General features: G+C 63.5%; 16 protein-coding genes. 13 read left to right on the forward strand and 3 right to left on the reverse strand.

Annotated features, from left to right (window positions below):
* Nucleotides 1-501 precede the first annotated feature (501 nt).
* The 8 genes from ACFQ6H_RS29015 (at nt 502) to ACFQ6H_RS29050 (ending at nt 9,233) form a co-directional block, all read left to right on the forward strand.
* Nucleotides 502-1,092, forward strand: a complete 591-nt coding sequence (locus ACFQ6H_RS29015; RefSeq protein WP_378650303.1) for a DUF6676 family protein — start codon at nt 502-504, stop codon at nt 1,090-1,092.
* A gap of 451 nt (nt 1,093-1,543) precedes the next feature.
* Complete coding sequence (locus ACFQ6H_RS29020; RefSeq protein WP_378631323.1) at nt 1,544-3,106, forward strand: NlpC/P60 family protein; 1,563 nt, start codon at nt 1,544-1,546, stop codon at nt 3,104-3,106.
* Between the two features lie 152 nt (nt 3,107-3,258).
* Nucleotides 3,259-4,455: an AAA family ATPase gene (locus ACFQ6H_RS29025; RefSeq protein ID WP_378445977.1), complete on the forward strand. Its 1,197-nt coding sequence runs from the start codon at nt 3,259-3,261 to the stop codon at nt 4,453-4,455.
* Entirely contained in the window at nt 4,452-5,444 is a 993-nt protein-coding gene (locus ACFQ6H_RS29030; protein WP_003944991.1) for a DUF58 domain-containing protein, read from the forward strand. Before ACFQ6H_RS29025 ends, ACFQ6H_RS29030 begins: the two co-directional genes overlap by 4 nt.
* A complete protein-coding gene (locus ACFQ6H_RS29035; protein WP_378445979.1) occupies nt 5,441-6,421 on the forward strand; it encodes a VWA domain-containing protein in 981 nt (326 codons plus the stop codon). The genes ACFQ6H_RS29030 and ACFQ6H_RS29035 overlap by 4 nt, the downstream gene beginning before the upstream one ends.
* A gap of 70 nt (nt 6,422-6,491) precedes the next feature.
* Nucleotides 6,492-7,241 carry a 3-oxoacyl-ACP reductase FabG1 gene (gene fabG1, locus ACFQ6H_RS29040; protein ID WP_007727875.1) on the forward strand — a complete coding sequence of 250 codons (750 nt, stop codon included), beginning with the start codon at nt 6,492-6,494 and terminating at the stop codon, nt 7,239-7,241.
* A 57-nt stretch (nt 7,242-7,298) separates the two neighbouring features.
* Nucleotides 7,299-8,096, forward strand: coding sequence for an NADH-dependent enoyl-ACP reductase InhA (gene inhA, locus ACFQ6H_RS29045; RefSeq protein ID WP_003944803.1), 798 nt, complete (start codon nt 7,299-7,301; stop codon nt 8,094-8,096).
* 84 nt (nt 8,097-8,180) lie between these two features.
* Entirely contained in the window at nt 8,181-9,233 is a 1,053-nt protein-coding gene (locus tag ACFQ6H_RS29050) for a ferrochelatase (RefSeq protein ID WP_378650309.1), read from the forward strand.
* A gap of 14 nt (nt 9,234-9,247) precedes the next feature.
* On the opposite strand, the gene ACFQ6H_RS29055 is transcribed toward ACFQ6H_RS29050, so the two are convergent.
* The gene (locus ACFQ6H_RS29055; RefSeq protein WP_378445980.1) at nt 9,248-9,856 is read right to left on the reverse strand and encodes a transcriptional regulator; all 609 of its coding nucleotides are present in this window, start codon (nt 9,854-9,856) and stop codon (nt 9,248-9,250) included.
* Between the two features lie 106 nt (nt 9,857-9,962).
* Nucleotides 9,963-10,304, reverse strand: coding sequence for a metallopeptidase family protein (locus ACFQ6H_RS29060; RefSeq protein ID WP_378650311.1), 342 nt, complete (start codon nt 10,302-10,304; stop codon nt 9,963-9,965).
* Nucleotides 10,305-10,381: 77 nt separating this feature from the next.
* Between ACFQ6H_RS29060 and ACFQ6H_RS29065 the strand changes: the two genes are divergently transcribed.
* On the forward strand, nt 10,382-10,873 hold the full coding sequence (locus ACFQ6H_RS29065) for a hypothetical protein (RefSeq protein WP_378544251.1): 492 nt from the start codon (nt 10,382-10,384) through the stop codon (nt 10,871-10,873).
* 153 nt (nt 10,874-11,026) lie between these two features.
* Nucleotides 11,027-12,820 (forward strand): enoyl-CoA hydratase-related protein, encoded by a 1,794-nt coding sequence (locus tag ACFQ6H_RS29070; protein WP_378650305.1) that lies wholly within the window; start codon nt 11,027-11,029, stop codon nt 12,818-12,820.
* On the opposite strand, the gene ACFQ6H_RS29075 is transcribed toward ACFQ6H_RS29070, so the two are convergent.
* Entirely contained in the window at nt 12,810-13,601 is a 792-nt protein-coding gene (locus ACFQ6H_RS29075) for a hypothetical protein (protein WP_378630195.1), read from the reverse strand. The genes ACFQ6H_RS29070 and ACFQ6H_RS29075 overlap by 11 nt on opposite strands.
* A 67-nt stretch (nt 13,602-13,668) precedes the next feature.
* Between ACFQ6H_RS29075 and ACFQ6H_RS29080 the strand changes: the two genes are divergently transcribed.
* From ACFQ6H_RS29080 to ACFQ6H_RS29090, 3 genes are read left to right on the forward strand one after another with little or no spacing between them, the layout of a single operon-like run.
* Nucleotides 13,669-14,496, forward strand: coding sequence for a DUF3097 domain-containing protein (locus ACFQ6H_RS29080; protein ID WP_378533067.1), 828 nt, complete (start codon nt 13,669-13,671; stop codon nt 14,494-14,496).
* 42 nt (nt 14,497-14,538) lie between these two features.
* On the forward strand, nt 14,539-14,970 hold the full coding sequence (locus ACFQ6H_RS29085; protein WP_003944877.1) for an NfeD family protein: 432 nt from the start codon (nt 14,539-14,541) through the stop codon (nt 14,968-14,970).
* Nucleotides 14,970-16,253: an SPFH domain-containing protein gene (locus tag ACFQ6H_RS29090; RefSeq protein ID WP_378650307.1), complete on the forward strand. Its 1,284-nt coding sequence runs from the start codon at nt 14,970-14,972 to the stop codon at nt 16,251-16,253. Before ACFQ6H_RS29085 ends, ACFQ6H_RS29090 begins: the two co-directional genes overlap by 1 nt.
* Nucleotides 16,254-16,303 lie beyond the last annotated feature (50 nt).

Consider the following 16,303-nt stretch of genomic DNA (forward strand, 5'->3'; position numbering starts at 1 on the left):
CAGCGAGGGTTCCCTTGGCTCCGAATGAATCGATACTGGTGCTCACGTCTGCTCCACTCGTCTATGAGGGTCGCTACCGACGGGGCTGTGTCGGCAGCTGAAGCGAGGTACTTCGGCTGGTAGATCCTCCGTAGCTCACGCCAATCGCACAGTTCGCGTGAGAACTGTCCGAACATCGGAGCTGCGGTAGAACCTGTCCTGACCGGTGGTACCTCTCGGTCCAAGTCTAACAGTACGCTTGTCCTGTGAGAATTCAGGGCAAGTTGACCGAAACAATCTTCATGCAGACTGCGGGCCTGCGCAACGCAGGCTTGGCTGGGTGACCGCACCCACAGTTGCCACTCAGGCGGCACGCGCGGCGGTTGTGTGTGACGCCGGGTGGCAGTCGACCTGAAGTAGGCTGCATGCAGGCCCGTCGCGGGTCGGCCGCCGACAAACGACCTCGGACCAACTCCCCGCAACTCAGCGGTGGACGGAATCCGAACAGCACCCGGATGAGAGATGTCTGCTCCTACCAATCACGCTTTCGCGCCCGTGCACGTGAAGTCCCCGTCGCACACCGCTGTTCCGTCGGACGTCGATCTCGACGACGTATTCGCGGATCTCTCGACGGACGGCGTCTCCGCCCCCGAGTCCGATGTTGCCGGGCTGACCGCGGTGGTGACCGACGCTCGCGAACGTGGTGTCGACTTGAGCGTCGTCGTCGTCGATGCGAATCCGGGCCGGCCGTCCGATCTTCGGGACCTGGCCACGACGGTCGGCAAGACCGAAGGCGGCACGGTCCTTGTTCTGAGCCCGGACTGGATGGGCAGCTACAGCGACTCGATCTCTCGCGTCCAACTCGAAACTGCACAAGACCGGTCATTCGGCGAGAGCGCGAGTGTGACCGCGGACCGTTTCTCGCACGAGATCGTGGCGCCTGGTCCGCCGTGGACGTTGTACACGGTTCTTGTCATCGCCGTCGTGGCGGTAATTGCCGGAATTACCTTCGCGGTCAAGTGGCGGCGAGAGCCGGAAAATGCGCAAACCAGACATATCGGTTCTGCTTCAGGGATTGCGACACCTTCCGACCACCGGGCCGATTCCGTCTGACCTTGGTCCTTTTGCGAGATTTTCAGTAACTCGTCGAAAACAGGTACTCACCGCTGTTTGCGGTGAGTACCTGCCCTTTTTGGTGCCTGCATGCCATTCGACCAGCTCAAATACCGTTTGTGTTATTTGTGGCTAAAGTTTCCAAAGAACGCTTGAGTGTCGTACGGTACAACTGGCACTTTTTGGGGAAGAAGTGTCGCAGACAGGCTGATGTTGTTCGACGCTTACTTTTCGGTTGCCTTGTTCTCGAGGTTCCGGCGGTGGCGTTCTTACGGCACGTCCGGGTCAACCGTCAGCTCTCGGGCTGTGGGCGACCGGTGCTTGGTTTGCGCATTCCCTCCCCGCACGGATCGGCGACCCAGCGGGCCGTGGCGTTACACGCGAGGGAGAGTTATTTGTGAGGCAAGTAACACGTGGCGGCGAGTCCCGTCGTGGTCCTTCCCGTAAGTCGATGCGCCTGGCGCAGCTGGTCATCGGGTTCGGCGTCGTCGGATCCCTGATCGTCGGAACGCCGGCCATGTCCTCGGCCGTACCGCCGCCGCCTCCGAATCCGAGTGACTCGGACATCGCCGCAGCAGATTCGCAGGTCTCGTCGAGCGTCGGCACCGTCAGCGCGCTCATCAATCAAGTCGCATCGGCCAACGAACAGTTGTCGGCACTCGACAACGAAGTTGCGATCAAGCGTGAAGACGTCAACAAGACTCTCGTGGATCTGCAGAACGCCCGCGGCGCCGCAGACTCTGCAGCGCAGGCCGTCGGAGTCACCAAACAAGCTCTGAAGGACGCGTCGGCGCAGATCGAAGTCGCTCAGACGGACTTCGACAAGTACGCACGCTCGAGCTACGTCAAGGGCACGAACACCGCGTCGATCTCGTCGTTCCTCGACGCCAAGGGGCCGGGCGACGTTCTCGACCGTGCCCAGGTCCTCAAACTTCTCGCCAATACACAGAGCGCAGTGCTCGACGGTCTCCAGCGAGCACGTACCGAGCAGGCGAACAAGGACTCCGCGACCCGCCAGGCCAAGCAGCAGGCCGACGCCGCCGCCGAGGTCGCCGCTCAGCTGAAGGATCTGGCGGAGCAAGCGATTCAGATCGCGCGCAATGCCCTCGATCAGCAGGTAGCCAAGAAGGCATCGATCGAAGCCGAGCGCAACTCCGCACAGGCTCAGCTCGACGCCGCCCGCAATGCCGTCGCCGGCTTGCAGGGGCAACGCCAGGCATACGCGACGTGGGACGAACAGCGCCGCGCCGAGGAAGCTCATCAGAAGGCTCTCGAAGCCGCCGCCAAGGAAGCAGCCGCTCAGGCCGCCGCCCGTGCCGCTGCCGACCAGGCAGCCAAGGATCGAGCTGCAGCACTGGCAGCAGCCCAGCGTCCGCACACCGCTGTCGAAGACCCGACTCCGACGGTCATCCCGGACGACGACGACACCTGGACGGACGAGGAAACCGGGACCGACGAAGAAACAGGCACGGACGAAGAGACCGGCACCGACGAGGAAACGGTCACCACGCCCAAGCCCACCACCCCCAAGCCCACCACCCCCAAGCCGACGACGCCGAAACCCACCACGCCGAAGCCTTCCGTTACCGGAAGCGCTGCAATCGAATCCGTCATCGACCGCGGGATGTCTCAGCTAGGCGTGCAGTACGCCTGGGGCGGCGGCGACGAGAACGGTCCGACGCGAGGCATCCGTGACGGCGGCGTCGCTGACAGTTACGGCGACTTCAACAAAGTCGGGTTCGACTGCTCCGGCTTGATGATCTACGCCTTTGCCGGCATCGGGATCTCGTTGCCGCACTACACCGGCTATCAGTACACCGCGGGCACGCAGGTTCCGTCCTCGGAGATGAAGCGCGGCGACATGATCTTCTACGGCCCCAACGCCAGCCAGCACGTGGCGCTCTACCTCGGTAACGGGCAGATGCTCGAAGCACCACAATCCGGTTCGAGTGTCATGGTCTCCCCGGTTCGCTGGGGCGGAATGACGCCGTACGCCGTCCGACTGGTGTCCTGACGGTCAGAGGAAATTGTCGCTGACGACCGCATTGTCAGGAGAAGTATCAAGTTCCCGACGTGGTGTTACGGCATCGAGCGCAACTACCTGGAATAGTTGACGGGGAACACGTTACTGTCGGTACTTTTCTAGGTGAAAGCGATGGATTCTTGGTGACCTCACGTGAAGATTCGGTCGGAACGGTCGACGTAAGCAAGGCGGGCGGAAGTGCGGACGGAGCAGCACCTTCCCTGACAGCCGACGTTCAGACCTTGGAACGAGCGATCTACGAGGTCAAGCGAGTCATCGTCGGGCAGGACCGTCTTGTCGAGCGCATTCTCGTCGGTCTCCTGGCCAAGGGGCACGTCCTCCTCGAGGGAGTCCCCGGCGTCGCCAAGACGCTGGCCGTCGAGACTTTCGCGAAGGTCGTCGGCGGTTCCTTCTCCCGCGTGCAGTTCACCCCGGACCTGGTGCCCACCGACCTCATCGGTACGCGCATCTACCGTCAGGGCCGCGAGGAGTTCGACACCGAACTCGGACCCGTCGTCGCGAACTTCGTCCTGGCCGACGAGATCAACCGCGCCCCGGCCAAGGTGCAGTCCGCGCTCCTCGAGGTGATGGCCGAACGCCACGTCTCGATCGGTGGCAAGCGGTACCACATGCCCGATCCGTTCCTGGTGATGGCGACGCAGAACCCCATCGAGAACGAGGGCGTCTATCCGCTCCCCGAGGCGCAGCGCGACCGCTTCCTGTTCAAGATCCTCGTCGATTACCCGACGGTGGAGGAAGAACGCGAAATCGTCTACCGGATGGGCGTCGCAGCTCCGGAGCCGCACCAGATCCTCGGTCCGGAGGAGTTGGTCAGGCTCCAACGCGTTGCCAGCAACGTCTTCGTCCACCACGCCCTGGTCGACTACGTGGTCCGAGTCATCGCCGCTACGCGCACGCCGCGTGAGGTCGGACTCGAGGACGTCGCAGGCTGGATCGCCTACGGTGCCTCACCCCGTGCGACGCTCGGCATCATCGCCGCGTCGCGGGCCCTCGCGCTCGTCCGAGGTCGCGACTACGTCGTGCCGCAGGACGTCATCGAAGTGATCCCGGACGTGTTGCGTCACCGTCTCGTTCTCTCGTACGACGCCATGGCCGACGAGGTGACTCCCGACGCCGTCATCGCCCGGGTACTGCAGACCGTCGGACTGCCGCAGATCGCCGCGCGGCCGGTTCCCACCGTTCCCGGACCGCCCCAGCAGGGCGCACCGCAAGCACCGCAGTTCAACGCACAGGGCGCCGTCAATCCACAGGGCACAGCTAATCCGCAGGGCAACGGCGCGCCGATCGCGACCGCTGAGACGATGAGTCGCCCGCAGTGACCGAAGGCCGCGACGGTGGCCAGGCGACACCCGCCGGATCCACCGGTTCTCCGCCGTCGTTCCGATCCGGCGAGCTCAGTGATCCCAAGCTCACCGCTGCGCTGCGCACCCTCGAGCTCACGGTTCGTCGCCGCCTCGACGGTGTGCTGCACGGCGACCACCTCGGTCTGATTCCCGGCCCGGGTTCGGAACCGGGGGACGCTCGCGAGTATCAGCCGGGCGACGACGTGCGGCAGATGGACTGGTCCGTCACCGCCCGTACGACGCACCCTCACGTGCGTCAGTCGGTCGCAGATCGTGAACTCGAGACGTGGCTCGTAATCGACCTGTCCGCAAGTCTCGATTTCGGGACGGCCGGATGCGAGAAGCGTGACCTGGTCGTCGCCGCGGCCGCAGCGATCACCCACCTGACCAGTTCGGGAGGTAATCGCGTCGGCGCCATCATCTCGACGGGCGCACAGACAACACGAATTCCGGCCCGTGGTGGGCGAATTCACGCACAGGCGATGCTTCGTAAGATCGCGACGACCCCGCACGCTCCGGACGGGGTACGTGGCGATCTGGTCGGGGCGATCGAAGCGCTCAGACGCCCACAGCGTCGGCGCGGACTCGCGGTGGTCATCAGTGACTTCCTCGGGCCGATCGACTGGGAACGCTCGCTTCGCGCCATTTCGGGACGGCACGACGTGCTCGGCGTCGAAGTGGTCGACCCGCGCGACCTCGAACTGCCCGACGTCGGCGACGTGGTGCTCCACGATCCGGAGTCCGGTCGGACGAGAGAATTCACCACGACGCCGCAACTGCGAGCCGACTTCGCCAGAGTCGCCGCTGAGCACCGTGTCGAGGTCCGACAAGCTCTACGTCGTTGCGGCGCACCGCTGATGTCTCTGCACACCGACAGGGACTGGATCGCCGACGTCGTGAGATTCATCTCGGCACGCCGCCACAGTTATGGTGCCGGCGCCGGAACTGGGGGCGTTCGTTCGTGAGTCTTTCTCAATTCACCGCACCGTGGTGGCTGCTCTTCCTCGCTGTCATCGCCGCGCTGGTGGTCGGTTACGTTTTTGTCCAGAAGCAGCGTGAAAAGCACACACTTCGGTTCACGAACTTCGCGCTACTGGAGAAGGTGGCGCCTTCTCGGCCCGGGCGGTGGCGTCATATTCCGGCGATTCTGATGGTCGTCGCGTTGGTGTTCTTCACCGTCGCCCTTGCCGGTCCGACGGCAGACAAGAAGGTCCCGCGAAACCGCGCCACCGTGATCCTTGTGATCGACGTGTCGCTGTCGATGCAGGCCACCGATGTCGAGCCGACGCGATTGGCAGCAGCGCAGGAAGCAGCCAAGTCGTTTGCCGACGGTCTCACTCCTGGAATCAACCTCGGGTTGGTCGCATTTGCCGGAACCGCCTCGGTTCTGGTGTCGCCCACCACGAATCGTGACGCCACAAAGGTCGCCATCGACAACCTCAAGCTCAGTGAGCGGACGGCGACGGGCGAGGCGATCTTCACCTCCTTGCAGTCGATCGACACGTTGTCGGCTGTTCTCGGTGGCAGCGATCAGGCGCCACCGGCGCGCATCGTGTTGCTGTCCGACGGTAAGCAGACTGTTCCCGAGAACTCGGACGATCCGCGGGGCGGATTCACCGCAGCCCGTCAAGCCAAGGACAAGGGCGTTCCGATCTCGACCATTTCCTTCGGAACGACATACGGACGCGTCGAGATCGAAGGGGACCGAATCCCCGTCCCGGTCGACGATGCGTCGCTGAAAGAGATCGCCAACCTGTCCGGCGGAAGTTTTTTCACGGCATCGAGCCTGGAAGAACTGCGCCAGGTGTACGACACGCTCGAAGAGCAGATCGGTTTCGAGACGACTCGAGGCGACGCGAGTCGACCATGGTTGATCCTCGGCGTCGTGTTCGCGACCGCAGGTCTGACGATCGCCCTGGTACGCAGGCAGCGTCTGCCTTGATCGAGAGCAGTTCCGAATTGTCCAAATACCGCTGGTACGCGGCCCGCAGAGAATTGATAGGTTGATCGCCATGTCTACCCCTCCCACGACAGTGGTTTCCGAACGGACCGTCACCACACCGCGCTCGGTGCTCGTCACCGGCGGCAACCGCGGAATCGGCTTGGCCGTCGCTCAGCGACTCGCTGCAGACGGTCACAAGGTAGCCGTCACGCATCGCGGTTCCGGTGTCCCTGAAGGTTTGTTCGGCGTTGTCTGCGACGTCACCGACACAGAGTCGATCGACCGGGCGTTCAAAGAGGTCGAGGCACACCAGGGACCGGTCGAGGTCATCGTCGCCAACGCCGGCGTCACCGACGACACACTGATCATGCGGATGAGCGAAGAGCAGTTCACGAGCGTTGTCGACGCAAATCTGACCGGAACCTTCCGCCTCTCCAAGCGTGCGACCCGTTCGATGCTGCGCGCGCGTTTCGGACGGTTCATCTTCCTCGGTTCGGTGGTGGGTCTGGCAGGACAGGCCGGCCAGGTCAACTACGCCGCGTCCAAGGCAGGCATCGTCGGTATCGCTCGCTCCTTGACCAGGGAACTCGGCTCGCGCTCGATCACCGCCAACGTGGTCGCTCCCGGATTCATCGAGACCGACATGACGGCCGCCCTGGGCGACGACGTCAAGGACAAGGCCACCGAGTTCATCCCGTTGCAGCGGACCGGAAAGCCGGAAGATGTTGCAGCAGTTGTCAGTTTCCTCGCCTCGGACGATTCGGCATACGTCTCGGGTGCGGTCATCCCCGTCGACGGCGGACTCGGCATGGGGCACTGACCCGCTTTTTCGAACACGCACACCTTTCTCGTACGTCTGAAATCAGGAGGACATCTCATGGGCGGTTTGCTCGAGGGTAAGACCATTCTTGTCACCGGTATCATCACCGATTCGTCGATCGCGTTCCACGTGGCCAAGGTCGCGCAGGAGCAGGGCGCGAAGGTGCTCATCACCGGGTTCGATCGTCTGCGCCTCATCGACCGCATCGCCCAGCGCCTGCCGCAGCCCGTGCCGCCGGCAATCTCGCTCAACGTCCAGAGTTCGGAGGATCTCGCCTCCCTCGCCGAGCGTGTTCGCGAGCTGGCTCCCGAGGGTATCGACGGCGTCGTCCACTCGATCGGCTTTGCTCCCCGTTCCTGCCTGGGAAGCCCGTTCATGGACGCGCCGTGGGAGGACGTGGCGGTCGCACTCGAGGTGTCCGCATACTCGTACAGCGCACTGGCAAAGGCGTTGCTGCCGGTGCTCAACGACAACGCGTCCATCGTCGGTATGGACTTCGATCCGGCACGCGCGATGCCGTTCTACAACTGGATGGGCGTCTCCAAGGCGACGCTCGAGGCCGTGAACCGCTACGTGGCCAAAGAGGTCGGCGTTCGTGGCATCCGCTCGAACCTGGTGTCCTCCGGCCCGATCAAGACCCTGGCCGCCAAGGCCATTGCCGGTGACAGCACCGGTCCGGGCGCGGAGTTGGACAAGCTCAACACCGCATGGGACGGCGCTGCGCCCATCGGCTGGGACGTCGACGATCGCGAGCCCGTGGCCAAGACCGTCTGCACCGTCCTCTCGGATTGGTTGCCCGGCACGACCGCGTCGATCATCTACGTCGACGGCGGCTTCCACGCGATGGTCGGCTAGTAGCACTAGTTCTACTACGCAGGTGAGTACCCGGGTGACCACCGCCGAACGGCATCGCGCAAGATTGAACTCATGACCGCAAGTATGGACATGCAGTTCGATGCTCTTCTCGTTTTGTCGTTCGGCGGTCCCGAAAAACCCGAAGACGTACGACCCTTCCTCGAAAACGTCACGCGCGGTAGGGGAGTGCCGGCGGAGCGCCTCGACGCCGTCGTCGAGCACTACATGCATTTCGGTGGGGTTTCGCCTATCAACGCGCTCAATCGGGACCTGATCGACCGGGTCGAGGGTGAACTGGCAGCAGCCGGCCTGGACTTGCCCGTGTACTTCGGCAACCGCAACTGGCACCCGATGGTCGGAGACACCGTTGCCAAGATGCGCGAGGACGGTGTCCGCAACGCCGCCGTGTTCGCCACGTCGGCGTGGGGCGGTTACTCCGGGTGTCGGCAGTACCACGAGGACATCGCCCGTGCCCGTGAGGCGGTCGGTGACGGCGCACCGACGCTGACCAAACTTCGCCAGTACTACGACCATCCGCTGGTCGTCGGCGCATTCGCCGACGGGGTCCGAGCTGCCCGCGCCGAGTTGCCCGAAGCGACTCGCGATACCGCGCGCCTGGTGTTCACAGCGCATTCGGTACCGATTGCCGCAGACCGCAATGCGGGTCCGCCGACGGAGGGTGGAAACCTCTACAGCCGACAGGTCGCCGAGGCCGCGAAGCTTGTTGCCGACGCCGTCGGCGTCGAAGATTTTGATCTGGTGTGGCAGTCGCGATCTGGCCCGCCGCAGGTTCCGTGGCTGGACCCTGACATCTGTGATCATCTGGATACTTTGTCCGCCAAGGACGTTCGCGCTGTGATCGTGTGCCCCGTCGGTTTCGTATCCGATCACCTCGAAGTGGTGTGGGACCTGGACACCGAGGCCAAGGACAAGGCAGCCGAACTCGGGATGGATTTCGTTCGTGCAGCGACACCCGGCCGCGATCAGCGTTTTGCGCAGCTGGTGCCCACGCTCGTTCAGGAACTGGCCGAGGCCGAGCAGCCACTGCGACTGGGGGTCGAGCCGCTGCTCGGCTCGACCACCAACGGACGCTCGTGCGCAGTGAACTGCTGCGCGGCCGTTCAGCGCCCCCGCTGAAGACGGCCCGACGCTCAGGTGTTCGGCTGCTTGAGCTTTCCACAGGGCCCCGGAACGGTGGACGTGCTGCGCGAGGTGAGGAGCGTCTCGACGATCTGTCGGTCTTCTGGGCTCAGTGACGGGTCGATGTAGTTGAGTTCGGGCGCTCCCAGTTCGCGGACTCGCCCGGCGAGGGTCGCGACAAACGAGACCCGTTCCTCGTCGTCGTCGTTGACGTCGTGGATCTGCAGAACCGACACCGGGAACTTGCGGAGCGTCACGGGCAGGAAGCGGGCGCTCAACACGTGGTCGACGTTGAATCCGGCCCACTGCCCCTGGTTGGCTTCCACGCATTCGGCATCGGAGTGAATTGCGCTCTCGCCGATGTACTTACGGGCGGGCAGCATCTTCTTCGGTGCAAGTTCGGATGCGCCTTGCTGAAGGACGGGAAAGTCGCCGTCCGAGTACAACCACGGTTGGTTGGCCATCGAGATCAACCGGCCGGCGTCCAGATCCGGGAGATAGCGAGACTTGAGGAGAAACGCGACGCTGTCGACCGAGATACCCAACAGTTCGGCAGCCTTCTGTCGGCTCATCGCAAACGTCGGGGCATTCTTCGGGGCGATCTGGATCAAATTGACCATGCGAACTCCTGTGAGTGTTTAATTGTTGCGAGCTTGGTACAGCTGACATGACAATTCGCCGATTATCAACCTCTAGCTGATTTCCGACTTGTAGATGAGTCGGTTGTCACCATCCGAGTTCGCGCAACCGGGGATCCCCGATCCCGAAGTGGTGGCCGATCTCGTGGATCACGGTTCGGCGAACCTGCTCGATCACCTCGTCTTCAGTGCTGCAGAGCGCACAGATGGCCCTGCGGTAGATCGTGATGCGGTCGGGGAGTACGCCTGCGTACGTGGTGGTTCTCTTGGTCAGCGGGATACCTTGATACAGCCCGAGTAGTCCTGGTCGTCCTCCTTCGAGTTGAACGGTCACCGCGACATTGGCCATCTCCGCACCCAATTTGGGCGGCAGACTGTCGAGCGCCCGTTTGACCATGTCCTCGAACTGACTGTCGTCCACGTCGATCATCTGCCCATTGTGCGTGCGGGGGTGAGATCCGGGTGTGTCCATGTGGAAACAGTGCAGCTTACGGCTATGTTCATTGCGTGGCCGAAGACCTCTATCACCGTTACGAATTCACATTCATCGTTCAGATGCTGACAGTCTCGCAAGAGCAGGCGATCGAAGAGAGCTTGGGCGGAAGAGTCGAGGATCGACGTGGGTTGCAGTTGCTGACGCTCACCGCGGAGGGCATGCGCGCAGCGACGACGGCTATCACCGTGGTGGACCAGTTGGTGGCCGCGGGCGTGCGCCCACAGCGGACACATCCTGACCTGGTGTCACGCCAGGACATCGCCGACCGTGCGGGCGTGACCCGGCAAGCCGTCGGACAATGGGTGCGAGGGGTTCGGCAGGCCGCTACTCCTTTCCCGATTCCTTACAACTCGGTGGCCGGTGGTATCTGGTTCTGGGGCGATGTCCTGGATTGGTTGCGCCGTCAGGGGTACAGCCAGGACACCGGTCTGCGCTACCCGACGCTGGACGAACATATTCGAATCGACCGCCACATCGCGATCAACCACAAGCCCGGGCGTTGACCAGACGAACTGTTTGCTTGAAAATAGCCATTGAAACAAACCGACGGTAGGTATAAAGTCCCTAAATACCTCAATCAATCTATCGGTGCGTCGGCCCGGCTCTGGGGGGAGTCGGGTCTGCGCTGCGGATACTCGAGATGCGAGCAGGAATCCATGGTTTCAACCCCCGAAGTCACACCGCTGCCCACATCCGCTGCCCTCGCGACTTCTGTGGCCACTGCGGGTGTGGGAGCTACGGTGAAGCTACGCGAAGGTGGATCGGCCAAGGGTCGCTTGCGGGCGGCCACCGCGGCGCTGTTCCGGCGCTCGCGCCCACACGTCGCTTCCGCGCCGCCGTTGAGCGTGCTTCTCCTCGTCACCTCCGACAACGGTCTTTCCCAGCGGGCCGCCCTGGTTCTTCGGGAGGCAGGACACCAGGTCCGCACCTCCGTCGTAGCCGACGCAGAAGCGGCGCTGGCCGCAACGGCGGCGGGGGATTTCGATATCGTCATCTGCCCATTCCTGAAAGCCTATGTACCGGAATCCATTTGGCAGCGGTGGACGACGATCATCATTCACCCCGGCCCACCCGGAGATCGCGGACCGTCGTCGCTGGACTGGGCAATTGCAGACGACGAACCGATCTGGGGAGTCACCGCATTGCAGGCCGCCGAGGAACTCGATGCAGGAGCGGTGTGGGCGTGGCGGACCTTCGAACTTCCGAGCGGGGCAACCAAATCCTCGGTGTACAACGGGGCAGTCACCGACGCGGCGATGGAGTGCATAGCGGAGGTCGTCGAGCATTTCCGTACTCCTGATTTCCAGCCGATCCCGTCCGAGCGCGTTGCCAGGCCTGTGGCATCGGCCCGATCGAGGCCGAGCATGAAACAGTCCGATCGCGTGTTCAGTTGGGTGGAGGACGCATCGAGCATCGTCCGCGCCGTCAACGCCGCCGACGGGTTTCCCGGCGTCGCCGTTCAACTCGGGCTCGACCGGGTCTACGTCTACGACGCTTTCCTCGACGCCCACGTCGATGCGGCACCTGGCACCATCGTCGAGTACTTCCACCAGGCAATACGTGTTGCTACCGGTGCCGGTTCGGTGTGGATCGGGCATGCGCGGCTCGTCGGCGCGGGCAATGTCAAACTTCCGTCGACCGCTGTCGTGCGGCCGGACGTGTTCGTTCCACAGGTCTGGGAGAGTCGCTATCCCGAGACCGACTATCACCGGGACGGCGATATCGGACATCTCTCGTTCCGCTTCTACAACGGCGCGATGAGTACCAAGCAATGCGCACGCCTGGCGGCCAGGCTGCGCTGGGCGATCGCGCAGGACACCAAGATCCTTGTCCTGACGGGCGACTACGACAGATTCAGCAACGGTATCCACCTCAACGTCATCGAGGCGGCGTCGGATCAAGCCGGAGAAGCGTGGGCCAATATCAAGGCCATCAACGAGATCGCGAAAGCGATAGTCACCTGTACGGAGCAGGTAGTGGTGGCGGCTTTCACCGGCAACGCCGGTGCCGGTGGGGTCATGCTCCCGCTCGGGGCCGACGTAGTCGTGGCCAGGGACGGTGTGGTTCTCAATCCTCACTACGCCACGATGGGCCTGTTCGGCTCGGAACTGCACACGTACACACTTCCGGCCCGCGTCGGCGAGGAGCAGGCACGCAGCCTGCTGACCGAATGCAGTCCTATCGGTATTCGTCGCGCATTGGACATCGGACTGGTCGACGCGATCGGCCCCAGGCGGCCGGATCTGTTCGAGGCGTGGCTGGACAAGGTCGCCGTCGACTTACTCGAAGGAGATCGCGTGGAATCGATGCTGGAGCGCAAACGTCTTCGGCTGGAACGCGATCCGGTGCTGCCCTACGAGGAACGTGAACTCGAAGAGATGAAGATCGACATGTTCGGTGACCGCAACGGGTTTGCCGAGAAACGCCGGAACTTCGTGCTCAAGCTCTGATCGACACACTGTTGGCCGACGCAACACGGGCGATGCGGACGACGTCCCACAGTCGTCGCAGCAGGTCTTCACGCGTCTGCGCGGTGGACACGCTCGGTGCCTGGTTGGTCCCGGCCGACGCGGCGACGGCAAGAATTGCTGCCACGTTGTCGGCGGTGTCGATCACCTGCAGATGCCGCGGTGACAGCGTCGACGGCCAGCGATACCCGGCCTGCGCCTGCAGTGCTTCGGCGACCAGGGTGCGCGCGTCGCTTCCGGGCATACCCGTGGCAACAGTCGGAAGCCCGCCGAGGATCTCCGCTGCATCCCGAACAGCTTGACGCAGTTCGTATTCGGCTTCGCGGAGTCCGATCGTTTCGGCGCTGCCCGCCACAGTCGGGATGGAGAAGACCGTCCACCGCAAGACGTCCGGGCCTTCCTTCGACGGCACGAGGCCGACTCCAGGTTTGCCGACGGCGCCGATTTGTATCCCCTCACCCGCTGTGATCGCAGCGCGAGCGAACTCGGTTCCGGTAGGCAGGCCTCGCACGTCGCCGGCCGTGGGAAGGACCAGGCGGACTTCGGCAGCCTCCGAGCGCGCGATTCTCAGCAGCGTGGAGATACCGGATGCCGTGAGACCCGGCCACTCGAGATCGTGGCGGACTGCGGTTTCCGCATCGGCGGCCCCGATCAGGTGCATCGGTGCCCACGCGGCAAGGGCGTCGATGACGTCGTCCGGCGCAGCGTCGCCGGCGAGCCATGACGCTGCCCACACGGTGAGGGTTGCGCTGGGAGAACTCATGACCGTGAAGTTTAGTTCGGCGTGGCGAGATGCGCGGCCCCGGCGTTGTGACCTAGCGTGATCCGGCGTGAGCGGTGGCAACGGATACGGTGACATTTTTGCGGGTCATACCCGTAAACAGAAGCGCGTGACGCCCGAAGTGGCGGCCGAGCGTGATCTAGTCGTCGAGGATGCGGCGACGGGATTCTGCGGGGCGGTAGTCGGTTTCGAGCGCACGTACGACGGCGATTTCGTGCGCCTCGAGGACGGGCGTTCCCGGACGCGGTTGTTCGCGATGCGCGAGGCGGCTTTTCTCGTCGACGGCTCACCGGTCACCCTCGTCCGGCCTGCGCCCAAGGCCGCGTCCACCAAGCCCGCACGGTCGGCTTCGGGTTCGACGCGAGTCGAAGGCTTGCGTGCCCGCACGGCACTGCCCAGCCGGATCTGGGTGGAGGGAGTGCACGACGCGGCCCTCGTCGAGCGGGTTTGGGGTCACGACCTTCGTGTCGAAGGTGTTGTCGTCGAACACCTCGAAGGACTCGACAATCTGGGGGAACGGCTTGCCGAATTCGGTCCAGGCCCAGGCCGCCGCGTCGGGGTCCTGGTCGACCACCTGGTCACCGGTTCCAAGGAAACCCAACTGACTCAGGGCCTCGGCCCCAACGTGCTGGTGACCGGTCACCCGTACATCGACGTCTGGGAGGCAGTGCGCCCCACATCCGTCGGTATCGCAGCCTGGCCGAAGATCCCGCGCGGCGAGGATTGGAAGACGGGAATCTGCCGCGAACTCGGTTGGGGGACCCCTCAGGAGGGCTGGCGGCGGGTCTACAACTCGGTGGAGAGCTTCCGCGATCTGGAAGCTCCGTTGATCGGCGCCGTCGAACAACTTGTCGATTTCGTTACCGAGCCGAACTGACGTAGCGGCGGCCTGGGTCACACATTCTGGTTAGATGGTGTTGTGGCTGCACTAATTTGGCTGATCGGAGCACTTGTGCTCGCCGGGGCCGAGGCGTTGGTGGGGGATTTCTTCCTGCTGATGCTCGCCGGTGGGGCACTCGCTACTGCCGGTGTCAGTGCTGTCACCGACTTCCCGGTGTGGGTCGACGCCGTCATGTTCGGAGTTTTCTCCGCCGCTCTGGTCCTGGGCGTGCGACCGATCATGTTGCGTCGCTTCGGTAGTCCGCCGCCGACCCCGACCGGAATTCAAGCACTCGAAGGTAAGCACGCTCTGGTTCTGGAAGAAGTAGGCGAGCATTCCGGGCAGGTCAAGTTGGACGGCGAGGTGTGGACTGCCAGGCCGTACGACACCACCGAGGTGTACCCGCCGGGCACCAAGGTGACGGTGATGGAAATCAACGGCGCAACAGCAGTCGTCTGGAGGGGACCTTAATGGCAGCACTCATAGTGCTCGGTGTGTTGGTGCTATTCGTGATCTTGGTGGTCGCGAAGTCGGTGGCACTGGTACCGCAGGCAGAAGCCGCGGTCATCGAACGGCTCGGCAGATATTCGAAGACGGTGTCCGGTCAGCTCACGTTCTTGATCCCGTTCGCCGATCGCGTGCGCGCCAAGGTGGATCTTCGCGAGCGCGTCGTCTCCTTCCCGCCGCAACCGGTGATCACCCAGGACAACCTGACACTGTCCATCGACACCGTGGTGTACTTCCAGGTCACCAATCCCCAAGCTGCGGTGTACGAGATCAGCAACTACATCGCTGCCGTCGAGCAGTTGGCAACCACGACGCTGCGAAACGTCGTCGGCGGAATGACCCTCGAAGAGACGCTGACCTCGCGTGATTCCATCAACGGTCAGCTTCGCGGTGTCCTCGACGAGGCAACCGGTCGCTGGGGCCTGCGAGTGGCCCGCGTCGAGCTCAAGAGCATCGATCCGCCGCCCTCGATCCAGGAGTCGATGGAGAAGCAGATGAAGGCGGACCGTGAAAAGCGCGCCATGATTCTGACGGCTGAAGGTCACCGTGAGTCCGCCATCAAGACCGCCGAGGGTGCAAAGCAGAGTCAGATTCTTTCTGCCGAGGGCAACAAGCAGGCGTCGATCCTGAACGCCGAGGGCGAGCGACAGTCTCAGATCCTTCGCGCTCAAGGTGACCGCGCGGCCAAGTACCTGCAGGCCCAAGGCGAGGCCAAGGCCATCGAGAAGGTCTTCGCCGCCATCAAGTCCGGTAAGCCGACTCCGGAATTGCTTGCATACCAGTACCTTCAGACGTTGCCGCAGATGGCGCAGGGCGATGCAAACAAGGTCTGGCTCGTACCCAGCGACTTCGGTGATGCACTGAAGGGATTTGCGAAAACGCTTGGCGCGCAGGGACAGGACGGTGTTTTCCGTTACGAGCCGCCGGCCGCCGAAGAGAATCTTCCCAACCCTGAGGACGATTCAGCTGAGGTGGCAGAGTGGTTCGAGACAAAATCCGACCCGGCCATCGCAGAAGCGGTGCGCGCCGCTGAAGTTGCTGCGCGCACACCCGTCGAAGATCCGGCAGCTGCAGTCAGGCACCGCCGTGAAAGTGCGCCCGAGCAGCCTGGATTCACCGATCCCGCGCTACCGCAGCAGGGTGAAAACCCGTGGCCCGGTCAGCTACCGCTGCCGTCCGAGCGTGAAGAATTCCAGCAGAAGTACCCGTACCTGGGTCAGCCGCCGGAAGGCGGCCAGCGCCAGTAGTCACCTCTCGTAGTAGTAACTCGTAGTAGTCGGGACGGGCACTCATCACC

The sequence above is a fragment of the Rhodococcus sp. NPDC056506 genome, assembly GCF_042794945.1.
Classification (GTDB): domain Bacteria; phylum Actinomycetota; class Actinomycetes; order Mycobacteriales; family Mycobacteriaceae; genus Rhodococcus_F.